The sequence below is a fragment of the Bacillus sp. LSHTCR4 genome, from assembly GCF_057197025.1.
In genome coordinates, this window is record NZ_JBXUNO010000002.1 from 1,017,838 (window position 1) to 1,042,950 (window position 25,113).

Consider the following 25,113-nt stretch of genomic DNA (forward strand, 5'->3'; position numbering starts at 1 on the left):
TAGAAAAATAAGTCTTGAAACTCCATATTATGAAATGAATTTAGCGTATTTATGGCTATTTCTTCAAAATAATAGGTAGTATAAAATCAGAGTAAATAAATAGGAACTCTATTTGATACTTTCGTTATAATTCCGTTCTTTTACTTTTTCTTTCGCACGATTTAACTTGTGTTCTATTTCTTGTATCAGGTATAATATGGCTAAGTAGCTTAGTACGGGTATGCTTAGCAAAATTGGTAAAAATTATAATTTGATTACATTTTCATATCATATCGAATAAGATATTTGATTTATATAATGAAAGAGAGGTGAAACCTGGTTTAAAAAATAAACAAGGACATGATATCGCATAACGGTAAGGACATTCGTCTTGGACGGTGAATATATGGTGGTTGTAGAGTTTCCCCTGGTGTCTCTGCAATTTTAGTGAAATCAGTGTTTGAAAGATTTTTAAACCAGGCAACAACATGAAGAGAAAAGAGAATGAGTCTGTTAAAGTATTTGCTCTTGGTGGAGTAGGTGAAATCGGGAAAAACATGTACTGTGTTGAAATTGATTCTGAAATCTTTATTGTAGATGCAGGGTTAATGTTCCCGGGAGATGAAATGTTTGGAATTGATATCGTTATTCCTGATATTACATATTTAGTAGAAAACCAAGAGCGAGTAAAAGGTTTATTTATTACTCACGGTCATGAAGATCATATTGGTGGCATTGTTTACGTACTTCGTAAATTATCAATTCCAGTGTATGCAACGAAATTAACGGTAGGACTTATACAAGAAAAACTTGGCGAAGCGGGTATGTTAGGCCGTGTAGACTTAAAAACAATCGATTCAAATTCAACAGTAGAGTTTAATACTACAACGGTGTCATTCTTTGGAACGACACATAGTATTCCAGATTCTGTTGGTGTTTGTTTCCATACATCAAAAGGTGCTATCGTATATACGGGAGACTTTAAATTTGATCAAACTCCAATTGGAAATAGTGGAGCAGACCTTGGGAAAATGGCTCAAATCGGAAATGAAGGCGTTCTATGCTTATTATCTGATAGTACAAATGCTGAGCGTCCAGGCTATACAGGTTCTGAAAAAGAAGTTGGTGTAGAAATTTCTAAAGTGTTCTACGGCGCAGAAGGACGTATTATCGTTGCTTCATTTGCATCGAATGTACATCGTATTCAACAAGTATTTGATGCAGCTGCTGAAACAGGACGAAAAGTAGCGGTTGTAGGACGTAGTATGGTGAAAGTGGTAGATATCGCAAGACGTCTTGGTTATTTAGATGTTCCAGAAGGTATGGTTATTTCACTACAAGAAGTAGACAATTTCCCAGAGAAAAAGGTAGCTATTTTAACGACAGGTAGCCAAGGTGAACCGATGGCAGCACTTTCTAGAATGGCGAAGCAAGCTCATAAACAAATTTCAATTCGTAAAGGTGATACGGTTATTATTGCGGCTTCTCCAATTCCGGGTAATGAAATATCTGTATCAAAAATTATTGACTTGTTATTTAGAGCGGGAGCTGAAGTTGTTTATTACGGTGAAAGAAAAGTTCACGTTTCAGGTCACGGTAGCCAAGAAGAATTAAAATTAATGTTAAATTTAATGAAACCGAAATATTTTGTACCCGTACATGGTGAGTTCCGTATGCAAAAAGCACATGCATACTTAGCTGAAGATGTAGGTATTGCAAGAGAAAATATCTTTATCGTAGAAAAAGGCGATGTAATTGCTTTTGGTGACGATGAAGCAAACTTAGTTGGCAAAGTGCAAGCGGGTAATGTGTTAATTGATGGATTAGGTGTAGGTGACGTTGGTAATATCGTTCTTCGAGATAGAAAAATGTTATCTCAAGATGGAATATTAGTAGTTGTTGTAACACTGGGTAAAGATGAAAAGAAAATTATATCTGGTCCAGAAATCATTTCACGTGGTTTTGTGTATGTACGTGAATCAGAAGCGTTAATTGACCGCTCTACAGAGATTGTACGTATGATTGTTGAGCAATCAATTAAAGAATATTCAATTGAATGGTCTATGTTAAAACAAAATATTCGTGAATTATTAGGGCAGTTCTTGTACGAAGAGACGAAGAGAAAACCTATGATTTTACCGATTATTATGGAAGTATAAAAAAGATCACCTTTACGGGTGATCTTTTTTCTTTTTTAACTCTATCGAATGAAATTTATAACTTAAGAAATACTAGTTATATACGAGTGAAAGGGGATGCGATATGACAGAACGTGATCGTTATACAAATGAAGAGAAAGAGGCTGAACCGAAAGAAACCGGAAAAGAAGCTTCAATAGTGGAAAAAATTCAACAGCTTGGACAAACGAATGTACCACAAATGAATGAATCACGTATTCATTGTTTAACAATCATTGGACAGGTGGAAGGTCATGTTCAGTTGCCACCGCAAAATAAAACAACAAAATATGAGCATATCATTCCGCAAATTGTTGCGATAGAACAAAATCCGAAAATTGAAGGTTTACTTTTAATATTAAACACAGTTGGAGGTGACGTTGAAGCAGGGTTAGCAATTTCTGAGATGGTAGCTTCGCTTTCAAAGCCAACGGTATCACTTGTTCTAGGTGGGGGACATTCTATTGGTGTACCGATTGCGGTCTCTACGGATTATTCATTTATTGCGGAAACTGCGACGATGACAATTCATCCTATTCGTCTAACGGGTCTTGTTATAGGTGTGCCGCAAACATTTGAGTATTTAGATAAAATGCAAGAAAGAGTCATACGATTTGTGACGAAACATTCGAAAGTAACGGAAGATCGTTTTAAAGAGCTTATGTTTGCGAAAGGAAATTTGACGCGAGATATTGGGACGAATGTAATTGGTGGAGATGCAGTGAAGTACGGTCTTATAGATGATGTCGGTGGTATTGGAAATGCGATTCGAAAATTGAACGAATTAATCGATGCACGCGGGGATGATCATGCAGAAGGGACAATGTTACAATGATTTTATATACAATTATGCCAGAGCAACTTATCTATCCAGCCGATTATTCGCAATGTGAAACCCAAAAAGTTGTAAATATAAACGGTGTTGAGTTAATGGTTTCTGAAGAAGAAAATGGGTATTATTCTATTGTACGTGTGCTAAGTACAGATCCGTTTCACTACTTAGAGTTTGAGCCTGGTCAGAAAATAACCTTTTAGCAAAAAGAAGGATTTTGTTTAGAAGCTATGGTATAATATAAAAAACAAGACGGTTGAGCAGCCATGAGAGGGCTGCTTTCTTCTGTTTATTTAACAATTTACAAGAAGTGTAAAAATAGAAGATATAAGACCTGAAAAAATAGAGAAAACAGACATATAAGTAGAGCTTTTTTCAGGAAGCTCTATTTACATGTAGAACACGAGGTGAAGAAATGGCAAAACAAAAGCAAAGAGGGACGAAGGCAAAAGCAAGACGCACGATAAAGCCAACTTTGTATTATGAAATCGTCGGTTTAACTCTTTTTGCACTTTCAATCATTACGATTTTACAGCTAGGCGTTGTAGGGAAATCGTTTGTGTTATTTTTTCGCTTCTTCTTTGGTGAGTGGTACATAATTGGTGTGTTAGGTGTAATAGCTTTATCGGTTTCGTTTGTTATCAAACGTGGATGGCCGAACCTTTTAAATAAACGGTTAATCGGTTTTTATTTAATAGTATTGGCGATATTAATGTTTAGTCATATTACATTATTTAACCTTCTTACGAAAGATGGAGCAGTGCAAAATACTTCTGTTATTGTGAGTACGAAAGATAACTTCTTTCTTGAAATGAAAAAGGGTCCAGATAGCGTTCATTTAGGTGGTGGTATGTTTGGTGCGCTTATGTTCGCGACATGTTACTTCTTATTTGATGAAGTAGGAGCCTATATTATTGGAATTATTTTAGTAATTCTCGGCATACTTTGTATAACAAATAAGCATATTGGGGAAGTACTTGCCCCTGTAGGAAGAATCCTTAGAAGTCAATTTGAAGTAATGCAAGGGGATTATAAAGATTGGAAATCCAAAAGAGCGGCTGAACAAACAGAAAAGAAAAAAACAACGAGAAGCACAAGGAGCAAACGTGCTGCGGAACAAGAAGAAATTATTGAGCCGATGGAAGAAATCTCAATTGATCCTCCCATTATTTCGAATTTCACTGAGAATTATCCAGTAAATGAAGAAGAGGATAAACGAATTGAAGTAGAGCAAGAAGAGTTAATCACTTCACCGTTTATTGAAGAGGCTCCACCAGTTGAAGAGCCGAAGAAAAAGCGTGGAGAAAAAATCGTTGAATCGCTAGAGGGGGAAACACAAGCACCTCCTATGCAATTTTCAAATGTAGAAAATAAAGATTACAAGCTTCCCGCACTTGATATATTGAAATTTCCAAAGAATAAGCAAGTTACAAATGAAAATGCGGAAATTTATGAGAATGCTCGTAAATTAGAACGTACTTTCCAAAGTTTTGGAGTAAAAGCGAAAGTAACAAAAGTACATAGAGGTCCTGCAGTTACAAAATATGAAGTGTATCCTGATATGGGAGTAAAGGTAAGCAAAATCGTCGGTTTAAGTGATGATTTAGCACTTGCGTTAGCTGCGAAAGACATTCGTATTGAAGCACCTATTCCCGGGAAATCAGCTGTAGGAATTGAAGTGCCGAATTCAGAAGTCTCTATGGTAACGCTTAGAGAGGTTCTTGATTCTAAAGCTAACAATCATCCAGAAGAGAAGTTGTTAATTGGTCTTGGACGAGATATTACAGGTGAAGCTGTATTAGCCCGTTTAAATAAAATGCCCCATTTACTAGTGGCAGGTGCGACAGGTAGCGGGAAAAGTGTATGCATTAACGGTATTATTGTTAGTATTTTAATGCGTGCAAAACCACATGAAGTAAAATTAATGATGATTGATCCGAAAATGGTAGAGTTAAATGTATATAACGGTGTGCCTCATTTGTTAACACCAGTTGTAACGGATCCGAAAAAAGCATCGCAAGCATTGAAAAAAGTTGTGAGTGAAATGGAACGCCGTTATGAGTTATTTGCTCATAGTGGCACGCGTAATATTGAAGGATATAATGACCATATAAAAGAACATAATAGTCAATCCGAAGCGAAACAACCGGAATTACCGTATATTGTAGTAATTGTGGACGAGTTAGCAGATTTAATGATGGTTGCTTCATCGGATGTAGAGGATGCAATTATGCGTCTAGCGCAAATGGCTCGTGCTGCCGGTATTCATTTAATTATTGCAACGCAACGTCCATCAGTTGATGTCATTACGGGAGTTATTAAAGCGAATATTCCATCACGTATTGCATTCGCTGTATCTTCTCAAACAGATTCTCGTACAATTCTTGACGGCGGTGGTGCAGAGAAACTGCTAGGTCGTGGAGATATGCTATTTATACCAATTGGTGCATCGAAGCCTGTACGTGTACAAGGTGCGTTTTTATCAGATGATGAAGTTGAGAGAGTTGTAGAATATGTTATTGGTCAGCAAAAAGCGCAATATCAAGAAGATATGATCCCGCAAGATGTTCCTGATACGAAGCAGGAAGTAGAAGATGAATTATATGATGAAGCAGTTCAGCTCGTAGTGGAAATGCAAACAGCATCTGTTTCTATGCTGCAACGTAGGTTTAGAGTTGGTTATACGCGTGCTGCCCGTTTAATTGATGCAATGGAAATGAATGGTGTAGTAGGTCCGTATGAAGGTAGTAAACCACGAGAAGTGCTCATTAATGATGTACAAGAAAAAAGTTCATAAAAAAAGCCTAATTGTTTTTACAATTAGGCTTTTTTATATGCTGGTTTTGTTATATACTATATTCAGCAATAAAGAAAGGGCTTACATTTAAGGCGGTTCTTTAGAATACGAATACTTTGGTGTGGTTGTTTGTGAATGTTCGATATTTCATGTAGAAAAATGTTAAATTTTGTTGACACGTATGGGAGCAAGTGGTAAGATTACTTCGAAAAGAATCACTGCCTCATATAATCTTGGAGATAAGGTCCATAAGTTTCTACCTGGCAACCATGAATTGCTAGACTATGAGGGGAAAAGTGTGTAACAAAGGATGTAAGAGATCTTTGTGCCGAACTTTTTCTCGCTATGAGGAATGTTTATGGTGCAAAGTTTTTTTTATGCAGTAAAGAGTGAAAATTTTATCTTAAAAAATTATTAATATTTATTCGACAATTATGCCTATTTTAGTATTTAGCAATTTTTATTATGTTGTAAGTTGAAAAAAGAGAAAAGAAGTCTTACATCAGAGGTCGAATAATTGAAATGCGGGGGAGTCTTATGTCAGTAAAATCCGATAGTCGTCACCTATATTTACGGGTGATTGATCACATCAAAGAAAAAATTAAAGATGGGGCTTACAAAGAAAGACAAAAGTTACCATCAGAGTTTGATTTAGCGAAAGAACTTGGCGTAAGTAGAGCGACTTTAAGGGAAGCGCTGCGTATTTTAGAAGAAGAAAATGTTGTCATCCGTAGACATGGTGTAGGAACATTTGTAAATGCAAAGCCGTTATTTTCTTCTGGGATTGAACAACTTTCTAGTATTACAGATATGATTTCTAGTGTGGGGAAAACACCAGGAACTATCTTTTTATCATCATCTACAACAAGTTTAACAGAAGAAGAAAAAGAGAAGTTTAATAGTGAAGATGGTTTTAATGCAGTGATGATTGAGCGTGTGCGTACAGCAGATGGGGAACCTGTTGTATATTGTATCGATAAACTTGCAAAAGAAATCTTGCCAGATTTATCGGGATACAACGAAGAATCATTGCTTACAGTGATACATAACAATACGCACAAACGTATCACATACGCAGTTGCTCATATTGAGCCAATTGGCTATCATCCGAAAATCTCACCGATTTTAGAATGTGAACCGGAAACGGCACTGCTAGTGTTAAAACAAATGCACTATGATCAAAATGATGAGCCAATCTTATATTCTATCAATTACTTTAGAGCTGATAAGTTTAGCTTCCACGTACTAAGAAAACGTATGTAGGTGAGTTCCTTTTTAGGGAGGTGACAGCAAGAAGTTAGGGACAGCAGCGTATAAAAAAATAGACAAATCATTTCAGGAGGGGTTTCTAGTATGAAGAAAAAAACAGGTCTTTTATTATCATTAACATTAGCAGCAAGTGCGGTTTTAGGTGCATGTGGTAACTCAGATAAAGCGAGTAGCGACAAAAAAGAGTTTAAAGTTGGTATGGTTACAGATGTTGGGGGCGTTGATGACAAATCATTTAACCAATCAGCTTGGGAAGGTTTAACGAAGTTCGGTAAAGACAATGACTTAAAGAAAAATGAAGGATATCGTTATCTTCAATCAAGTAAAGATGCGGACTATATCCCGAATTTAACGAAATTTGCGAAAGATCATTATAACACAACATTTGGTATTGGTTACTTAATGGAAAAATCAATCGAAAAAGTAGCTGATCAGTATCCAAAAGAACAATTTGCGATTGTAGATACAGTTGTAAAGAAGCCAAACGTAACAAGTATTACATTTAAAGACCATGAAGGTTCATTCCTAGTTGGTGCTGTAGCAGCAATGACGACCAAATCAAATAAAGTTGGGTTTGTTGGTGGTGTAAAAAGCCCGTTAATTACAAAATTTGAATCAGGTTTTAAAGCTGGTGCAAAAGCAGTAAATCCAAATATCGAAATCGTATCACAATATGCTGATGCATTTGATAAACCAGAAAAAGGATCTGTATTAGCTTCAGCAATGTACGGTGGTGGAGTTGACGTAATTTATCATGCTTCAGGTGCAACTGGTAACGGTGTATTTACAGAAGCGAAAAACCGTAAGAAAAAAGGTGAAAATGTTTGGGTAATCGGTGTTGACCGTGACCAAAATCAAGAAGGTATGCCTGAAAACGTAACTTTAACTTCTATGGTAAAACGTGTTGATATTGCAGTAGCAAAAGTAGCACAAGAAGCGAAAGATGGTAAGTTAAAAGGCGGTAAAGTAGAAGAGTTCGGATTAAAAGATGATGGTGTTGGTATTGCGAAAACTACTGACAATGTGAAAAAAGTAAATCCAGAAATCTTAACAAAAGTAGAAGAGCTTGAGAAGAAAATCACTGACGGTGAAATTAAAGTACCTGCAACTGATGAAGAATATAAAACATATGAAGCTTCTCTAAAGAAATAATAATAGAGAAATAGCAAAGGTTAGTTCGTAGAACTAACCTTTGCATATATAAAAATACTTTTAATAGAGTGTAATTAGGGAGTGTTCCCTGCTAAAAGGAGGAACAAAATGGAATACGTAATTGAAATGAACAATATTACAAAAGTATTCCCAGGCATTGTAGCGAATGACGATATTACGCTGCAAGTAAAACAGGGAGAAATACATGCTTTACTTGGAGAAAATGGTGCAGGGAAATCAACGCTGATGAATGTGCTGTTTGGTTTGTATCAACCAGAACAGGGAGAAATTAAGATTCAAGGAAAACCTGTAAAAATTACAAATCCGAATATAGCAAATGACCTTGGTATTGGGATGGTCCATCAGCATTTTATGCTTGTTCATAATTTTACAGTTACAGAGAATATTATTCTTGGGAATGAGCCGAAGAAAAACGGGAAAATTGCTGTTGAAGATGCTGCAAAAGAAATTAAGCAATTATCTGAACAGTACGGTTTAGCTGTTGATCCACATGCGAAAATTGAAGATATTTCTGTTGGGATGCAGCAAAGGGTTGAAATATTAAAGACTCTTTATCGTGGTGCTGAGATTTTAATATTTGATGAGCCAACCGCGGTGTTAACTCCTCAAGAAATTCATGAGTTGATTCAAATTATGAAAAAGCTTGTACAAGAAGGGAAATCTATTATTCTTATTACACATAAGTTGAAAGAAATTATGGAAGTTTGCGATCGTTGTACAATTATTCGTAAAGGTAAGGGGATTGGTACTGTTGATGTAGCGGAAACGGATGAGCATAAACTTGCAGAGTTAATGGTCGGACGTCAAGTGAATTTTAAAACAGAAAAAATAGAAGCTAAACCAATGGAAGAAGTACTATCTATTGCAAACCTAATTGTTCATGATACGCGCAAGTTACCTGCTGTAAAAGGCCTTGACTTAACTGTTCGTGCAGGAGAAATCGTTGGGATTGCAGGGATTGATGGAAATGGTCAAAGTGAATTAATAGAGGCGATTACTGGTTTACGAAAAGTTGAGTCAGGTTCTATTGCAATTAAAGGAAAAGAAATAACGAATTGGCCTGTTCGAAGAATAACAGAAGAGGGGATTGGTCATATTCCTGAAGATCGTCATAAACACGGACTTGTTCTTGATTTTTCTGTTCGGGACAATATTGTTTTACAAACATACTATAAAAATCCATTTTCAAAGAAAGGGATTTTAAATTTTAGTAAAATTACAGAAAAAGCAAAAGCGCTTATTGAACAGTTTGATGTACGTACACCTAGTGAACAAACGTTAGCTCGTGCTCTATCTGGTGGGAACCAGCAAAAGGCCATTATTGCACGTGAAGTAGATCGTAATCCAGATTTATTAATTGCAGCGCAGCCAACACGTGGTTTAGATGTAGGTGCGATTGAATTTATTCATAAAAAATTAATCGAGCAGAGAGATAATGGAAAGGCAGTATTGCTTTTATCTTTAGAGCTAGATGAAATTTTAAATGTAAGTGATCGAGTTGCTGTTATATATGAAGGGAAAATCGTAGCAATTGTTGATGCGAAAGAAACGAATGAACAACAGCTTGGATTATTAATGGCCGGTGGGACAGGGAAAGAGAAGGTGAACACAAATGGCTAAAAAATTTTTAACAGAACGAACAATTAATATTTTAGTACCTGTGTTATCCGTAGTTTTCGGTTTACTTGTTGGTGCCATTGTAATGTTAGTTAGTGGATATGATCCAATTGTTGGATATGCCGCACTTTGGGAAGGTATGGTTGGAAATCCACAAGCCATCGGTGAGACGTTGCGTACGATGATTCCGCTTGTGCTAGCTGGTCTTTCAGTAGCATTCGCATTTCGTACAGGTCTTTTCAATATTGGGGTGGAAGGACAGTTATTAGTTGGGTGGCTTGCTGCTGTTTGGTTTGGATATGCAGTGTCGTTACCAGCAATTTTGCATATTCCGTTATCTATATTAGTGGCAGCAATCGCCGGCGGTTTATGGGGTTTTATACCTGGATATTTAAAAGGAAAGCTTAAAGTAAATGAAGTAATTGTTACAATTATGATGAACTACATTGCACTTTATGTTACGTATGACCTTATTAAACGCTTTATTCATGAAGGTAATGAGAAATCTTATGATGTACAAGCAAGTGCTTCGTTAGCTTCTGATTGGTTATCTTCATTGACAGATGGATCTCGTTTGCACTGGGGAATTGTGGTAGCTATTATCATTGCCATTGTAATGTGGTTCTTATTAGATAGAACAACGTTAGGGTATGAATTAAAATCGGTTGGTTTTAACCAAAATGCCTCTCAATATGCAGGGATGAAAGTATCGCGTAATGTTGTATTATCAATGACAATTGCTGGTGCTTTTGCTGGAATTGGTGGAGCTATGGAAGGTTTAGGAACATTCCAAAGTATGACGGCGATGTCGTCGTTTACTGGTATTGGATTTGATGGGATTGCGGTAGCGCTTCTAGGAGGAAATAATCCATTTGGTATATTATTAGCTGCTTTACTGTTTGGTGGTTTGAAAAGTGCAGCACCACAAATGAATTTTGAAGCAGATGTACCTTCTGAGTTAATTAACGTTATTATTGCATGTATTATTTTCTTTGTTGCGTGCAGTTATGTTTTACGCTGGGCACTTACACGCATGAGCAAGGAGGGAAAATAAATGAGCTTTTTAGATATTTTAGCCATTCTTGTGACGGGTACGTTATATACGGCAGCGCCACTTATTTTTACGGCGTTAGGTGGAGTGTTCAGTGAACGTTCTGGAGTTGTAAATATAGCGTTAGAAGGTTTAATGTTATTTGGTGCATTTATTGGTATTGTTACAACGTTATTAATGGGGGATACGTGGGGATCGATGACTCCTTGGATTGCGCTATTATTTGCAGCGATTGGGAGTGGCTTATTTGCACTTCTTCACGCAGTAGCATCTATTACATTCCGTGCAGATCAAGTAGTGAGTGGGGTAGCGATTAACTTCTTAGCTCTTGGTTTAACAGTATTTGCGATTAAGAAAATCTTTGGTAAAGGGCAAACTGATTTCATTCAATACCGTATTGAAAAAATCGATGTTCCGGGTCTTTCGGATATTCCGGTAATCGGAAAAATCTTTTTCTCAAATGTACCGTTAACATCGTATATTGCTATTATTTTAGCGTTTGTCGTTTGGTATGTCATTTATAAAACGCCGTTTGGCCTTCGTCTTCGTGCGGTTGGAGAACATCCAATGGCAGCAGATACAATGGGTATTAATGTATATAAAATGCGTTATATTGCAGTAGCTATATCTGGAATGTTTGCAGGAGTAGGTGGAGCGGTCTTCGCTATGTCGATTTCTGGTAACTTCTCAGGTGCTACAATTACTGGACAAGGTTTCTTAGCATTAGCAGCTATGATTTTCGGTAAATGGAATCCACTCGGTGCTCTTGGAGCGGCTCTGTTCTTCGGATTTGCTCAATCACTAGGAATAACAGGTGGTACAATTCCGGTACTAAAAGAAATTCCAAGTGTATTCTTAACGATATTACCGTATGTATTTACAATATTAGCACTTGTTGGTTTTGTAGGTCGTTCTGAAGCTCCGAAAGCATTAGGAACTCCTTATGAAAAAGGAAAACGATAAGTATAAAAAAGCTCGCACATTAGTGCGGGCTTTTTTACATAGACTATATTTAATACGGAATTTTACTATGTTCCTTACATATTACCGTTTTTAGAAAGGGCCTAATGTAAGTATAGTGAGGAAGAAAAGTTGATTTTTCATTTCTAAAAACTGTATATTGAAGAGGAATATTCCTATATACGTAAAGGAGGGCTATAAATGAAACTGATGGAACAACAGTTACATGAGTTAGGTGGTTTACGAGTACATATTATTCCAACTGATAAATATAAAACAAATACATTTGTATTTCGTTTTAAAGCACCTTTAAATGAGGAGACGGTGACAGAGCGTGCCCTATTGCCATACGTATTGCAAAGTGCGACAGAAAAGCTTCCTTCTGTAATTCGTCTTCGTCAATATTTAGAAGAATTATACGGATCTTCTTTGGCAGTAGATGTAAGTAAAAAAGGAGAAGACCATATCATCTCTATTTATGTAGACATTGCAAATGAAGTATATTTACATGATGCACCACCGTTATTTGAAAAAGCGCTTTCTATGTTATCGGATATCGTTTTACATCCAGCAACAGAGGGAGATGGTTTCTTGCCTTCTATTGTAGAAAGTGAAAAGAGAGCGCTCTTGCAACGAATTGAAGCGACTTATGATGATAAAATGCGTTATGCAAACGAGCGTTTAATTGAAGAAATGTGCAAAGTAGAACCGTATCGTTTAAGCGCAAATGGGAAAAAAGAGAGTGTTTCTTCTATTACAAATGAAAGTTTGTATCAATATTATCAAAAAGTGTTAGCTGAAGATGAAATGGATCTATATATTATTGGTGATATTTCAGAAAACGCAGTTGATCTTGTAAGTAAGTATTTTTCTATTTCAGCACGCCCTGTGAGGGAAAGAAATGTACTTCTTCATAAGAGGAATAATGAAGAAAAAGAAGTTGTGGAAAAACAAGAATTAAAACAAAGTAAATTACACATCGGTTATCGTACATTTATTACGTATAAAGACGAAGATTATTTTGCGCTGCAATTGTTCAATGGATTGTTTGGGGGATTTTCTCATTCGAAGTTATTCGTTAATGTTCGTGAAAAAAATAGTTTAGCGTACTATGCAGCATCTCGCTTTGAAAGTCATAAAGGCTTATTATTTGTCATGTCAGGGATCGAAGCGAAAAATTATGAAAAAGCGGTTGAGATTATTAAAGAGCAAATGCTTGCAATGCAAAATGGTGATTTTTCTGAAGAAGAGATGCATCAAACGAAAAGTGTCATTCAAAATCAAATATTAGAAGCAATTGATACACCACGCGGATTTGTGGAAATGCTGTATCATGGTATTATTTCAGACCGTACGCGTCCGGTTGAAGAATGGCTTACAGGCATTGAAAGTGTGACGAAAGAAGAGATTGTAAAAGTTGCTAAAAATATTGAACTAGATACAATTTACTTTTTACACGGAACGGAGGGAGAATAAATGGAGAAAATTGTTTATGAGCAATTGAAAGAGACGCTCTATTATGAAAAACTTCCTAATGGATTAGATGTATATATTTTACCGAAGCAAGGATTTAATAAAACATTTGCAACGTTTACGACAAAATATGGTTCTGTGGATAATACATTCGTACCACTAGGTAAAGAAGAAATGATTCGTGTGCCTGATGGGATTGCTCATTTTCTTGAGCATAAACTATTTGAAAAAGAAGATCACGACGCTTTCCAGTTGTTTAGTAAACAAGGTGCATCGGCAAATGCTTTCACATCTTTCACAAGAACAGCTTACCTTTTTTCATGTACATCAAATGTAGAACGAAATTTAAATACATTGTTAAACTTCGTACAAGAGCCTTACTTCTCTGAAAAAACAGTTGAAAAAGAGAAGGGTATTATTGGGCAAGAAATTCAAATGTATCAAGATAATCCAGATTGGCGCTTATATTTTGGATTAATTGATAGCTTGTTTGTAAAGCACCCGATTAAAATTGATATTGCAGGTACAATCGAGTCTATTAGTAAAATTACGAAAGACCTACTATATGAATGTTATGAAACATTTTATCATCCAAGCAATATGTTGATGTTTGTTGTAGGTGCAATTGATCCAGAGAAAACGATGGATTTGATACGTGAAAATCAAGCGAAAAAAGATTATAAAAACCAATCAGAAATAGTACGTTCATTCGAAGAAGAACCAGATGAGGTAAATGAAAAGAAGAAAATTATTTCAATGCCTGTACAAACACCGAAATGTTTAGTTGGTATTAAAGCGACAAACTTAAAAGAAAAAGGGGAGGCCCTTTTAAAACAAGAAATTGCGCTTACGTTGCTTTTAGATTATTTATTTGGGAAAAGTTCCGTTCATTACGAATCTTTATATAATGAAGGACTCATTGACGATTCGTTCTCGTATGATTATACGGAAGAGAATAACTTCGGTTTTGCAATGGTTGGTGGCGATACGAAGCAACCTGATGAGCTGGAAGAGCGTTTGAAAGGTATTTTATTAAACACAAATTATGATCAATTAAATGAGGCGGCATTAGAACGGGTAAAGAAAAAGAAAATAGGTGGCTTTTTACGTTCCTTGAATTCACCGGAATATATTGCAAATCAATTTACACGATATGCGTTTAATGAGTCGAGTCTGTTTGATGCATTGACTGTATTAGAAAGTTTAACTGTTCAAGATTTACAAGAAGTAGCCAAATTACTATTATCAGAAGAAAAAATGAGTGTTTGTCAAGTTTTACCAAAAAAATAAAAGATTTTATAATAATACCTTCATCTTATCATTGATAAATTGTAAGATGAGGGTATTATTTATTTGTAGAAAAAAGATTTTGTTGAGATAAGAGAGGAATTGTATGAAAAAGTATGCATTAGTAACTGGAGGAAGCGGAGGAATTGGCTCTGCTATTTCAAAACAATTAATTCAAGATGGATATACAGTATATATTCATTATAATAACAGTGAAGAGAAAGTGAATGAGTTGCAGAAAGAATGGAGTGAAGTGATTCCTGTTCAAGCGAATTTAGCTTCTACTGATGGAGCAGAGCAATTGTGGAACCAAATTGAACATCCTCTTGATGTTATCGTGTATGCAGCTGGGAAGAGTATTTTTGGACTCGTAACAGATGTAACGAACGATGAATTGAATTACATGGTAGAACTTCAAGTGAAGAGTATCTATAAACTATTATCAATGGCACTCCCATCTATGATTCAACGGAGAAGCGGTAATATTGTACTTGTTTCGTCTATATGGGGACAAATTGGCGCATCATGTGAAGTGCTTTACTCGATGGTAAAAGGTGCACAAAATTCATATGTGAAAGCTTTAGCAAAAGAAGTTTCATTAAGTGGATTAAGAGTAAACGCGGTGGCGCCAGGTGCAATTGAAACGGAAATGTTAAACGTATTTTCAGAAGAGGATAAGAATGAAATTGCGGAAGAGATTCCGTTAGGCAGGTTAGGGCTACCGGAAGAAGTAGCGAAAACAGTGTCATTTCTCATATCGCCAGGTGCATCTTACATAACGGGACAAATTATCGGAGTAAATGGCGGTTGGCATTGCTAAAAATTTCTTACATAAAAAATGAAAAACTGTACAAATTAAGCATGATTCTATTACTAAGTAGTGAGGTGCTTAAACATGTCAGTGTTAGATAATTTTGATCAGTGGAAGAGCTTTTTAGGAGAACGTTTAGAACAAGCAGAAGGAAAAGGGCTTAATAGTGGTGCTGTATCAGATATGGCATTTCGTGTTGGTGATTATTTAGCAAATGAAGTAGAAGCGCGCAACGATCAAGAGAAATTATTGTCTGAGCTTTGGAAAGTTGCTGACGAACAAGAGCAACATACAATCGCAAACTTAATGGTAAAGTTTGTACAACATAAGTAAAAAATAGAGAGGAGATTCTCCTCTCTATTTTTTTTGTATAATAATAACGCGGGATAGATTATACATTTAGCTTCCCTATTAAGGTGAAATCATATAATATAGTACGTAGGTGTAAAGTAAGCAAGGGGAGTGATCTTGGATGATTGAATGGTATTTTGAATATGAAATACATAAAAACCGACCTGGCTTGCTTGGTGACGTTTCTTCGTTAATCGGTATGCTCGGCATTAATATTGTCACAATTAATGGTGTAGATAATGCACGACGTGGATTACTCCTTATGTGTGATAATCAAGAGCAAATCTCTAGACTTGAATCAATTTTAAATACGATGGATAACATAACGGTAACGAAATATCGTCCGCCAAAGCTAAGAGATAAGCTAGCGGTTAGACATGGTAGGTACATACAACGAGATGCAGATGATAAGAAAACATTTCGTTTTGTGCGTGATGAATTAGGATTACTTGTAGACTTTATGGCTGAAATAATGAAAAAAGAAGGTCATAAACTAATTGGTATACGAGGAATGCCTCGTGTTGGAAAAACAGAATCCATTGTTGCCGCAAGTGTTTGTGCAAATAAAAGATGGTTATTTGTATCATCTACTCTTATTAAGCAAACTGTTCGTAGTCAATTGATTGAAGATGAGTATAGCGACGACAATATTTTCATCTTAGATGGAATCGTGTCAACAAAGCGTGCTAACGAAAGGCATTGGCAGCTTGTTCGTGAAATTATGAGATTGCCTGCAACAAAAGTTGTGGAACATCCTGACGTATTTGTGAGTCAGTCAGAATACACTTTGGATGATTTTGATTATATTATCGAGTTGCGTAACGATTATGATGAAGAAATTCAATATAATTTAGTAGATGAAATTGAGCAAGGTACGCAAAATAATTTCTCTATGTTTGACTTTTAAAGAAATATTGAGGTGTTAGTAGTGACAGAATTAGGACAAAAGCTGAAAGAAGCAAGAGGAACGAAAGGCTTGTCTATTGATCAGCTGCATGAGATTACAAAAATTCAAAAACGCCATTTAGTAGCGATTGAGGAAGGCAATTATGATGTATTGCCAGGGGCTTTTTATGCGCGTGCATTCATTAAACAATACGCAGATGCGGTTGGATTAAATGGAGAGGAACTGCTTGTAGAATATCAGAGTACGATACCACAATCTGAAAAACGCGACGTTCCGCAAGTTTCAACTGGACAAAAAACACAAGAAACAATGCAAAAATCATCATCATGGCCAATTGCAGATCATATGCCAAAAATCTTAGTTGCGCTGTTAGTAATCGCAGTTGGAGTGGTAATTTGGTTTGTTTTCCAAGCGTTAACTGGAAAAAGTGATGAGAAAGTTCCGAATGCTCAAAGTGAGAAAATTGAAGTTAAAAAAGCGGAAAACTCGCCGTTAGATACAAAGAAAGATGAAGTGAAAGCGGAAGAGCCGAAAAAAGAAGAACCGAAAAAAGAAGAGCCAAAGAAAGAAGAACAACCAGCACAGCCAACTGGACAACAAGAAGTAAAAGTGGTTGGGACAACTGGTAAAGTATCTACTTTGGAAATTCATAATAATAAAACATTAGAACTGGAAATATCGGGTAAAGGTGCGAGTTATGTAGATGTTAAAGATGATGCGGGTAACGAAATTTTAAACACTACAGTACAAGATGGTCAAACAGAAAAACGAGATTTATCAACAGCAAAAGAAGTGCGACTTAATATTGGAAATGCAACGAATGTTGAAGTTAAACTGAATGGCCAAGTAGTTGCTTACCCATTGGATCCAGAAAAAGAACTTCACCAAAGATTGGTGATAAAAAACCAAGGGGTAGAGCAACCTGCACAATAACAGTCATCGCTTCGATGACTTTTTTCAATGAACAAATGTTTTTGATATGATGGAGGAATAGCTGTGAATTTACCAAATAAAATTACAATATCTAGAATCTGCTTAATTCCAATTTTTATGGTAATTATGTTAGCACCCTTTGATTGGGGTTCATACACAATTGGTGATGTTGATTTACCAATTCAACATTTAGTAGGAGCGCTTATCTTTATTGTTGCTTCGGCTACAGATTGGATTGATGGACATTACGCAAGAAAGTATAATCTTGTAACGAATTTAGGGAAGTTCCTTGACCCGTTAGCGGATAAATTACTTGTTTCAGCGGCACTTATCACGTTAGTTGAGATGCAATATGTACCTGCTTGGATCGTTATTGTTATTATAAGCCGTGAGTTTGCGGTAACTGGTTTACGTCTTGTACTTGCTGGAACAGGGGAAGTAGTTGCGGCAAATCAGCTAGGGAAAATTAAGACATGGACACAAATTATCGCGATTGCGGCATACTTATTACACGATGTACCTTTAAATTTAATCCATATTCCAGTTGCTGATATCTTTATATGGATTGCATTAATTTTTACTGTTATCTCAGGATGGGATTATTTCTGGAAAAATAGAGCTGCTTTTGTAAACTCAAAATAGAAGTTTATGGGGGAATTGGGATGAATGCTGAAATTATTGCGGTTGGAACGGAATTATTGCTTGGACAAATTGCAAATACAAACGCCCAGTTTTTATCTGAAAAGTTAGCTTCAATTGGTATTAATGTGTACTACCATACTGTAGTTGGAGATAATAACAAACGATTACAGCAGGCGATTGAAGTTGCAGAAGAACGTGCGGACATGCTTATTTTTACAGGTGGATTAGGCCCGACAAAAGATGATTTGACGAAGGAAACAATTGCGTCTAGCTTAGGGGAAGAGCTTGTATATGACGAAAATGCATTAGCATTAATAAGCGATTATTTTAAACGTACAGGTCGTGAGTTCACTGAAAATAATAAGAAGCAGGCACTCGTTTTGAATGGAGCAACTGTATTTGCAAATGATCACGGTATGGCACCTGGTATGGGGTTAAATAAGAACGGAAAAGTTTATATCTTATTACCAGGACCACCGAAAGAAATAAAGCCAATGTATGTAAGTTATGTAGAGCCTTTTTTACGTAACTTTACAACAGGAGAAAACATTTATTCTCGCGTGCTTCGCTTCTTCGGAATTGGGGAATCTCAATTAGAGGTGAAAGTTCAAGATTTAATTGATAGACAAACGAACCCAACAATTGCCCCGCTTGCGAATGATGGAGAAGTGACATTACGTTTAACTGCAAAACATCAAAATGCTCATGAAGCAGAGAAACTCATTCAGCATATGGAAGATTTGATTTTAGAAAGAGTAGGAGAATTTTTCTACGGGTATGACCAAGAGTTTCTGCACTATAAGGCGATAGAGTTATTGAAGAAAAAAGCATTAACTTTAGCATGTGCAGAAAGCTTAACAGGTGGTCTCTTCGGTAATCAAGTAACAGAAAGTGCTGGTGTGTCTTCCGTATTTAAAGGCGGTGTCATTTGTTATCATAATGATGTGAAGCAACATGTTTTACATGTACCTGAGGAAGTGTTGTCTACTGACGGTGCAGTTAGTAAAGAATGTGCTCGCTATCTTGCTGAAAATGTTAGAGGATTATTAAAAGCAGATATCGGAATTAGTTTCACTGGGGTAGCAGGACCAGATGCTTCAGAACATAAAGAGCCGGGAACAGTATTTGTTGGATTGGCGATTAAAGATGAACCAACTGTAGTCTTTCCTCTAAACTTAAGCGGAAGTCGTCAACAAATTAGGGAACGCTCAGCAAAATATGGGTTTTATCATTTGTATAAAAAGCTAGAAGAGATATAAGTCTCTTTTAGCTTTTTTTAATGGTTAAATGCAGTTTTATTTAATGGAAAATAAAAAAATCGAATAAATGTTCGATTTTTGTTGGCAAATTGAATTGAAAATAGGTATAATAAGATTAGCAATTCAGTTAAGGAGGAATTTTGAATGAGTGATCGTCAAGCGGCATTAGATATGGCGTTAAAACAAATAGAGAAGCAATTCGGTAAAGGTTCAATTATGAAATTAGGAGAACAAGCGGAGCGTAGAGTTTCTACAGTTTCTAGTGGTTCTTTAGCACTTGATGTGGCATTAGGGGTAGGCGGATACCCACGCGGCCGTATTATCGAAATTTATGGACCTGAGAGTTCAGGTAAAACAACAGTTTCATTACATGCAATTGCAGAGGTACAGCGTCAAGGTGGACAAGCAGCATTCATCGATGCAGAGCATGCAATGGATCCTGTATATGCACAAAAATTAGGTGTTAACATCGATGAATTACTATTATCACAACCTGATACAGGGGAGCAAGGTTTAGAAATCGCAGAAGCACTTGTACGAAGTGGTGCGGTTGATATTATCGTAATTGACTCTGTAGCAGCTCTTGTACCGAAAGCTGAGATTGAAGGAGACATGGGTGACTCACACGTAGGTTTACAAGCTCGTTTAATGTCTCAAGCACTTCGTAAACTTTCAGGTGCAATCAATAAATCAAAAACAATCGCAATCTTTATTAACCAAATTCGTGAAAAAGTTGGGGTTATGTTCGGAAACCCAGAAACAACTCCAGGTGGTCGTGCGTTGAAATTCTATTCAACTGTTCGTCTTGAAGTGCGTCGTGCGGAGCAATTAAAACAAGGTAACGACATTGTTGGTAATAAAACAAAAGTAAAAGTAGTTAAAAATAAAGTGGCACCACCATTCCGTGTTGCGGAAGTTGATATTATGTACGGAGAAGGTATTTCAAGAGAAGGTGAAATCTTGGATATGGCTTCTGAACTTGATATCGTTCAAAAGAGCGGTGCTTGGTACTCTTATAATGAAGAACGCTTAGGACAAGGTCGTGAAAATTCGAAGCAGTTCTTAAAAGAAAATACGGATTTAAGAGAAGAAATTGCCTTCTTTATTCGTGAGCATCACGGAATTAGCGAAGATTCAGGTGCTGAAGGTATGGAAGATCCAAGTCTTCTTGATTAAAAATAAAAGACACGGCTTCGTGTCTTTTATTTTTGTATCGTTATGAAAGCGTTCTATATCGTTGGAGATAAAATATTTAATTTAGCTAAAAGATTATGTATAAAGAGGGATATATACGCGTTTCACATGAATAAACTGGAATTTACTAAGGTTTTCCAGGATAATATGCTGTCTGCTTTTTAAATTCATATATAAATTAGGGCTGAAGGTAAAGAAAGTAAAAGTAGACAACGCTTGACAATGAAAATTACGATAGATACAATGAGAATGTATATTTTTTCTTATATACGATATACTCTTCTCAAGAAGAGAAGTAATATTCGGAGTAAGGTTTAAATCTTACCGAAATAATAATATGACATTTTAATTGTGAAATGAAGAAAGTCCCTTAAAAAAGCGGGACGACGGTCTTTGCTGTATGTTGTAATTCAATGTACATGCCGACAGTCTTTTTTCATTCATAGCAAGGGGAGGTGAAATCATGACGAGTACAGTTTGGATACTCATCTCCATTTTGCTTGCAACAGTCGGTGCAGTTGTTGGCTTTTTTGTTCGAAAGTCTATTGCTGAAGCGAAGATTAATGGTGCGGCTAATGAAGCGAGACGTATTTTAGACGAAGCGAATCGTGATGCTGAAGCACTTAAGAAAGAAGCGCTTTTAGAAGCAAAGGATGAAATTCATACACTTCGTACAGAAGCTGAATTAGAAATTCGTGACCGTAGAAGCGAATTACAAAAACAAGAAAATCGTTTAATGCAAAAAGAAGAGAACCTTGATCGTAAAGACGAAACGCTCGATAAACGCGAGCAGCAGTTAGAGAAGAAAGAGGAATCTCTTGTAGCGAGACAACAACAGATTGAAGAGTTGGAAAGCAAAGTGGGAGAGTTAGTTCAAAAGCAACAAACAGAATTAGAGCGCATTTCCAATCTAACACGCGAACAAGCGAAAGCAATTATTCTTGGTAAAGTAGAAAGTGAAGTTTCTCATGAAATCGCTGTTATGGTAAAAGAAAGTGAAGTTCGCGCGAAAGAAGAAGCGGATAAGAAAGCAAAAGAGATTTTATCTCTTGCGATGCAAAGATGTGCAGCTGATCATGTTGCTGAAACAACCGTTTCGGTTGTAAATCTTCCAAATGACGAAATGAAGGGACGTATTATCGGACGTGAAGGTCGTAATATTCGTACGTTAGAAACGTTAACGGGTATTGATTTAATTATCGATGATACACCAGAGGCGGTAATCCTTTCTGGATTCGACCCAATTCGTCGTGAAACAGCTCGTATTGCTCTTGATAAACTAGTACAGGACGGACGTATTCACCCAGCGCGTATTGAAGAGATGGTCGAAAAATCAAGACGTGAAGTGGACGAGTATATTCGCGAAGTCGGAGAGCAAACAACGTTTGAAGTGGGTGTTCACGGATTACACCCAGATTTAATTAAAATTTTAGGTCGTTTAAAATACCGTACAAGTTATGGTCAAAACGTCTTAAAACACTCTATGGAAGTTGCATATTTAACTGGACTTATGGCGGCAGAGCTTGGCGAGGATGAAAAACTAGCAAGACGTGCTGGTCTATTACATGATATCGGGAAAGCGATTGACCATGAAGTAGAGGGTAGCCACGTTGAAATTGGTGTTGAACTCGCAACGAAATATAAAGAGCATCCTGTAGTTATAAACAGTATCGCATCTCACCATGGTGACACAGAACCAACTTCTATCATTGCAGTTTTAGTTGCAGCAGCAGATGCTTTATCAGCTGCAAGACCGGGAGCTCGTAGTGAAACACTTGAAAACTATATTCGTCGTCTTGAAAAGTTAGAAGAGATTTCAGAGTCTTATGAAGGCGTTGAAAAATCATTTGCAATTCAAGCAGGACGTGAAGTTCGTATTTTGGTAAAACCAGATACAATTGATGATTTAGAAGCTCATCGTCTAGCTCGTGATATCCGAAAACGTATTGAAAATGAACTGGATTACCCAGGACATATTAAAGTAACTGTTATTCGTGAAACACGTGCAGTGGAATACGCAAAATAAAGTGGTGAAACACCACTTTATTTTTTTGTGTTGGAATTGGATAAAATAAAGACAGTTAGTTATATAGCATAAAAGTGAAACAAACTTATAATAAACATATTATAAGGAATTTACTTAATGCTATAGCAATAAAAAATGCAGTACATAGAAAGGGTAAGACATATGAGAATATTATTTGTTGGGGATGTAGTAGGATCTCCTGGTAGAGGTATGATTCAACAATACGTACCGGCATTAAAGAAAAAATATACACCTACAGTAACAATCATTAATGGAGAAAACGCAGCAGGTGGCCGTGGAATTACAGAAAAAATATACCGTAACTTTTTAGAGTGCGGAGCACAAGCGGTTACACTTGGAAATCACGCTTGGGATAATCGTGAAGTATTTGAATTCATCGATGATGCAAAATATCTTGCAAGACCAGCTAACTTCCCAGAAGGAACTCCAGGAAAAGGGCTTATTTTTGTGAACTGTAATGGAACAGAAGTTGCAGTTATTAACTTACAAGGACGGACATTCCTTCCTCCAATTGATTGTCCATTCCGTAAAGTGGATGAATTAATTAACATTGCGAAAAAACGTACGAATATTATCTTTGTTGATTTCCATGCGGAAACTACAAGTGAAAAACAAGCGTTAGGTTGGTATGTAGATGGTCGTGCTACAGCGGTAGTAGGTACACATACGCATGTTCCTACAGCAGATAATCGCATTTTACCAAGCGGGACGGCATATATCACAGATGTTGGTATGACAGGACCTTACGATGGAATTTTAGGCATGGACCGAGAAGCAGTATTGAAGAAGTTTTTAACAAACTTACCAGTGCGATTTGAAGTAACAAATGGTAGAACGCAATTAAGTGCAGTGTTAATTGATGTGGATCCTAATACAGGAAAAGCTAAGAAAATTGAGCGTATCTTAATTAATGATGATCAACCATTTTTTGAGTAATCTCTGTTAAAATTTAGATAAGTTATTATTTTTTAATTTTTTAGAAAAATTACAGAAATTTAGCAGGAATACGTGTCATTCCTCGTGAATATAAGTTAAAGTGAAATAATTGCTAATACTTTTTATAGAAACGAGGAGGAAACGCGGAATGGAAATATTAAAAGTTAAAGCAACGTCGGTCCCTAATTCTGTAGCTGGTGCACTTGCAGGTGTTATTCGCGAACGCGGAACAGCAGAAATTCAAGCCATTGGTGCAGGTGCATTGAACCAAGCGGTAAAGGCAGTAGCAATTGCAAGAGGATTTGTAGCGCCTAGTGGTTTGGACCTGATTTGTATCCCAGCGTTTACGGATATCATGATTGATGGGGAAGAACGTACAGCAATAAAATTAATTGTAGAACCTCGTTAAGTTTAAACAACCTGTTTGCAGTATGCAAACAGGTTGTTTTTATAATGGAGGAATGAAAATGAAAATTTTTGATGCTCATTGTGATGTGCTTCTTCAGTTATGGAGTGCACAAGGGAGAAAGGATTTTAAACATGATTCGCAATTACATATTACATTTGAACAGTTAAAGAACAGAAAAGGAAGTATACAATGTTTTGCTATATATGTGCCAGAAACAGTGGCATATGAAAACCGATTTGAAGTAGCATTGCAAATGGTAGATATTTTTTATAATGAAATTTTATCCCTACCAGGTGTGAAGTTTATTCAGACAAAAGATGATATTAACATGTTAAAACAGGACGAGATTGGAGCGATATTAACACTAGAAGGATGCGAAGCAATTGGAAAAGATGCAATGAAATTACGGTTGTTGTATCGCCTAGGAGTACGTTCTTTTGGACTAACATGGAATTATGCCAATCTATTAGCTGATGGTGCGCTAGAGACACGTGGGGCAGGTTTAACGACTTCTGGTAAACATGTTGTACAAGAACTGAATGCGTTACATGTATGGACTGATGTGTCTCATTTGAATGAAAGAAGTTTTTGGGATGTTATAGAAATTGCAAAAAATCCGATTGCTTCCCACTCAAATTGTATGAAACTTTGCCAGCACCCACGTAATTTAAACGATGAACAACTTAAAGCTCTTATAAAGCGAAATGGCATGATCGGTGTCACTTTTGTACCGCAGTTTCTAACAAATGAAAAACAAGCGAATGTAGCAGATATAGTAAGACATATCGAATATATTTGTTCATTAGGTGGAGAGAACAATATAGGGTTTGGTTCGGATTTTGATGGGATAGTAGAAACAGTTGTAAATGTATCAGCGTATCGAGATTATGAAAATGTAATGAACGAGCTTTGTAAACACTATGCTGCATCTACTGTAGAGCGATTTCTATATGATAATTTTGTTGAACATATCGGCTTTTAAGATTTTTGTTTTAAAAATCCAGAAAAA

General features: G+C 36.4%; 22 protein-coding genes and 1 riboswitch. All 22 genes read left to right on the top strand.

What is annotated here, in order from left to right; genetic code table 11:
* Positions 1–467: 467 nt before the first annotated feature.
* Positions 468–2,138, top strand: a complete 1,671-nt coding sequence (locus tag AC2CGR_RS19085; protein WP_000823084.1) for a ribonuclease J — start codon at positions 468–470, stop codon at positions 2,136–2,138.
* A gap of 103 nt (positions 2,139–2,241) precedes the next feature.
* Positions 2,242–2,991, top strand: a complete 750-nt coding sequence (tepA, locus tag AC2CGR_RS19090) for a translocation-enhancing protein TepA (RefSeq protein WP_000139811.1) — start codon at positions 2,242–2,244, stop codon at positions 2,989–2,991.
* Positions 2,988–3,191, top strand: coding sequence for a YlzJ-like family protein (locus AC2CGR_RS19095; protein WP_131100628.1), 204 nt, complete (start codon positions 2,988–2,990; stop codon positions 3,189–3,191). Before tepA ends, AC2CGR_RS19095 begins: the two co-directional genes overlap by 4 nt.
* A 212-nt stretch (positions 3,192–3,403) precedes the next feature.
* Positions 3,404–5,785 carry a DNA translocase FtsK gene (locus tag AC2CGR_RS19100; RefSeq protein WP_131100626.1) on the top strand — a complete coding sequence of 794 codons (2,382 nt, stop codon included), beginning with the start codon at positions 3,404–3,406 and terminating at the stop codon, positions 5,783–5,785.
* A 203-nt stretch (positions 5,786–5,988) separates the two neighbouring features.
* Positions 5,989–6,090, top strand: a riboswitch (purine riboswitch).
* 232 nt (positions 6,091–6,322) lie between these two features.
* Complete coding sequence (locus AC2CGR_RS19105) at positions 6,323–7,048, top strand: GntR family transcriptional regulator (RefSeq protein ID WP_000114176.1); 726 nt, start codon at positions 6,323–6,325, stop codon at positions 7,046–7,048.
* A 90-nt stretch (positions 7,049–7,138) separates the two neighbouring features.
* The gene (locus AC2CGR_RS19110) at positions 7,139–8,206 is read left to right on the top strand and encodes a BMP family lipoprotein (protein WP_029439578.1); all 1,068 of its coding nucleotides are present in this window, start codon (positions 7,139–7,141) and stop codon (positions 8,204–8,206) included.
* Positions 8,207–8,314: 108 nt separating this feature from the next.
* Positions 8,315–9,847, top strand: a complete 1,533-nt coding sequence (locus tag AC2CGR_RS19115) for an ABC transporter ATP-binding protein (RefSeq protein ID WP_029439577.1) — start codon at positions 8,315–8,317, stop codon at positions 9,845–9,847.
* Complete coding sequence (locus AC2CGR_RS19120) at positions 9,840–10,898, top strand: ABC transporter permease (RefSeq protein ID WP_029439576.1); 1,059 nt, start codon at positions 9,840–9,842, stop codon at positions 10,896–10,898. Before AC2CGR_RS19115 ends, AC2CGR_RS19120 begins: the two co-directional genes overlap by 8 nt.
* Positions 10,899–11,858 (top strand): ABC transporter permease, encoded by a 960-nt coding sequence (locus tag AC2CGR_RS19125; protein WP_000008843.1) that lies wholly within the window; start codon positions 10,899–10,901, stop codon positions 11,856–11,858. It abuts the gene before it with no gap.
* A 198-nt stretch (positions 11,859–12,056) separates the two neighbouring features.
* Positions 12,057–13,331 carry an EF-P 5-aminopentanol modification-associated protein YfmF gene (yfmF, locus tag AC2CGR_RS19130; protein ID WP_000772412.1) on the top strand — a complete coding sequence of 425 codons (1,275 nt, stop codon included), beginning with the start codon at positions 12,057–12,059 and terminating at the stop codon, positions 13,329–13,331.
* Positions 13,332–14,618 (top strand): EF-P 5-aminopentanol modification-associated protein YfmH, encoded by a 1,287-nt coding sequence (gene yfmH, locus AC2CGR_RS19135; protein WP_484481057.1) that lies wholly within the window; start codon positions 13,332–13,334, stop codon positions 14,616–14,618.
* Between the two features lie 103 nt (positions 14,619–14,721).
* Complete coding sequence (gene ymfI / locus AC2CGR_RS19140; RefSeq protein WP_087966375.1) at positions 14,722–15,435, top strand: elongation factor P 5-aminopentanone reductase; 714 nt, start codon at positions 14,722–14,724, stop codon at positions 15,433–15,435.
* Positions 15,436–15,510: 75 nt separating this feature from the next.
* Positions 15,511–15,759: a DUF3243 domain-containing protein gene (locus AC2CGR_RS19145; RefSeq protein ID WP_029439572.1), complete on the top strand. Its 249-nt coding sequence runs from the start codon at positions 15,511–15,513 to the stop codon at positions 15,757–15,759.
* Between the two features lie 139 nt (positions 15,760–15,898).
* Positions 15,899–16,684: a DUF3388 domain-containing protein gene (locus tag AC2CGR_RS19150; RefSeq protein ID WP_000574107.1), complete on the top strand. Its 786-nt coding sequence runs from the start codon at positions 15,899–15,901 to the stop codon at positions 16,682–16,684.
* A gap of 21 nt (positions 16,685–16,705) precedes the next feature.
* Positions 16,706–17,617 (top strand): helix-turn-helix domain-containing protein, encoded by a 912-nt coding sequence (locus AC2CGR_RS19155; protein ID WP_270185580.1) that lies wholly within the window; start codon positions 16,706–16,708, stop codon positions 17,615–17,617.
* 63 nt (positions 17,618–17,680) lie between these two features.
* Positions 17,681–18,259, top strand: coding sequence for a CDP-diacylglycerol--glycerol-3-phosphate 3-phosphatidyltransferase (gene pgsA / locus AC2CGR_RS19160; RefSeq protein ID WP_001052965.1), 579 nt, complete (start codon positions 17,681–17,683; stop codon positions 18,257–18,259).
* A gap of 20 nt (positions 18,260–18,279) precedes the next feature.
* Complete coding sequence (gene cinA, locus AC2CGR_RS19165; RefSeq protein WP_484481058.1) at positions 18,280–19,518, top strand: competence/damage-inducible protein CinA; 1,239 nt, start codon at positions 18,280–18,282, stop codon at positions 19,516–19,518.
* A gap of 144 nt (positions 19,519–19,662) precedes the next feature.
* Positions 19,663–20,694 carry a recombinase RecA gene (gene recA, locus AC2CGR_RS19170; protein WP_001976711.1) on the top strand — a complete coding sequence of 344 codons (1,032 nt, stop codon included), beginning with the start codon at positions 19,663–19,665 and terminating at the stop codon, positions 20,692–20,694.
* A 481-nt stretch (positions 20,695–21,175) separates the two neighbouring features.
* Positions 21,176–22,738, top strand: a complete 1,563-nt coding sequence (gene rny / locus AC2CGR_RS19175; RefSeq protein ID WP_000204911.1) for a ribonuclease Y — start codon at positions 21,176–21,178, stop codon at positions 22,736–22,738.
* Between the two features lie 162 nt (positions 22,739–22,900).
* Positions 22,901–23,695, top strand: coding sequence for a TIGR00282 family metallophosphoesterase (locus AC2CGR_RS19180; protein WP_001221095.1), 795 nt, complete (start codon positions 22,901–22,903; stop codon positions 23,693–23,695).
* Positions 23,696–23,843: 148 nt separating this feature from the next.
* Positions 23,844–24,104, top strand: coding sequence for a stage V sporulation protein SpoVS (gene spoVS, locus AC2CGR_RS19185; RefSeq protein ID WP_000404341.1), 261 nt, complete (start codon positions 23,844–23,846; stop codon positions 24,102–24,104).
* A gap of 58 nt (positions 24,105–24,162) precedes the next feature.
* Positions 24,163–25,086, top strand: coding sequence for a dipeptidase (locus AC2CGR_RS19190; protein ID WP_042875433.1), 924 nt, complete (start codon positions 24,163–24,165; stop codon positions 25,084–25,086).
* Positions 25,087–25,113: the final 27 nt, after the last annotated feature.

Excerpts from the sequence above, each read along its gene's own strand:
- AC2CGR_RS19145 (WP_029439572.1), top strand. The coding sequence starts at position 15,511 with ATGTCAGTGTTAGATAATTTTGATCAGTGGAAGAGCTTTTTAGGAGAA.
- AC2CGR_RS19190 (WP_042875433.1), top strand. The coding sequence starts at position 24,163 with ATGAAAATTTTTGATGCTCATTGTGATGTGCTTCTTCAGTTATGGAGT.
- AC2CGR_RS19125 (WP_000008843.1), top strand. The coding sequence starts at position 10,899 with ATGAGCTTTTTAGATATTTTAGCCATTCTTGTGACGGGTACGTTATAT.
- yfmH (WP_484481057.1), top strand. The coding sequence starts at position 13,332 with ATGGAGAAAATTGTTTATGAGCAATTGAAAGAGACGCTCTATTATGAA.
- AC2CGR_RS19115 (WP_029439577.1), top strand. The coding sequence starts at position 8,315 with ATGGAATACGTAATTGAAATGAACAATATTACAAAAGTATTCCCAGGC.
- AC2CGR_RS19150 (WP_000574107.1), top strand. The coding sequence starts at position 15,899 with ATGATTGAATGGTATTTTGAATATGAAATACATAAAAACCGACCTGGC.
- AC2CGR_RS19110 (WP_029439578.1), top strand. The coding sequence starts at position 7,139 with ATGAAGAAAAAAACAGGTCTTTTATTATCATTAACATTAGCAGCAAGT.
- spoVS (WP_000404341.1), top strand. The coding sequence starts at position 23,844 with ATGGAAATATTAAAAGTTAAAGCAACGTCGGTCCCTAATTCTGTAGCT.
- recA (WP_001976711.1), top strand. The coding sequence starts at position 19,663 with ATGAGTGATCGTCAAGCGGCATTAGATATGGCGTTAAAACAAATAGAG.
- yfmF (WP_000772412.1), top strand. The coding sequence starts at position 12,057 with ATGAAACTGATGGAACAACAGTTACATGAGTTAGGTGGTTTACGAGTA.
- AC2CGR_RS19180 (WP_001221095.1), top strand. The coding sequence starts at position 22,901 with ATGAGAATATTATTTGTTGGGGATGTAGTAGGATCTCCTGGTAGAGGT.
- AC2CGR_RS19120 (WP_029439576.1), top strand. The coding sequence starts at position 9,840 with ATGGCTAAAAAATTTTTAACAGAACGAACAATTAATATTTTAGTACCT.
- rny (WP_000204911.1), top strand. The coding sequence starts at position 21,176 with ATGACGAGTACAGTTTGGATACTCATCTCCATTTTGCTTGCAACAGTC.
- AC2CGR_RS19100 (WP_131100626.1), top strand. The coding sequence starts at position 3,404 with ATGGCAAAACAAAAGCAAAGAGGGACGAAGGCAAAAGCAAGACGCACG.
- ymfI (WP_087966375.1), top strand. The coding sequence starts at position 14,722 with ATGAAAAAGTATGCATTAGTAACTGGAGGAAGCGGAGGAATTGGCTCT.
- AC2CGR_RS19085 (WP_000823084.1), top strand. The coding sequence starts at position 468 with ATGAAGAGAAAAGAGAATGAGTCTGTTAAAGTATTTGCTCTTGGTGGA.
- AC2CGR_RS19095 (WP_131100628.1), top strand. The coding sequence starts at position 2,988 with ATGATTTTATATACAATTATGCCAGAGCAACTTATCTATCCAGCCGAT.
- tepA (WP_000139811.1), top strand. The coding sequence starts at position 2,242 with ATGACAGAACGTGATCGTTATACAAATGAAGAGAAAGAGGCTGAACCG.
- AC2CGR_RS19105 (WP_000114176.1), top strand. The coding sequence starts at position 6,323 with ATGTCAGTAAAATCCGATAGTCGTCACCTATATTTACGGGTGATTGAT.
- cinA (WP_484481058.1), top strand. The coding sequence starts at position 18,280 with ATGAATGCTGAAATTATTGCGGTTGGAACGGAATTATTGCTTGGACAA.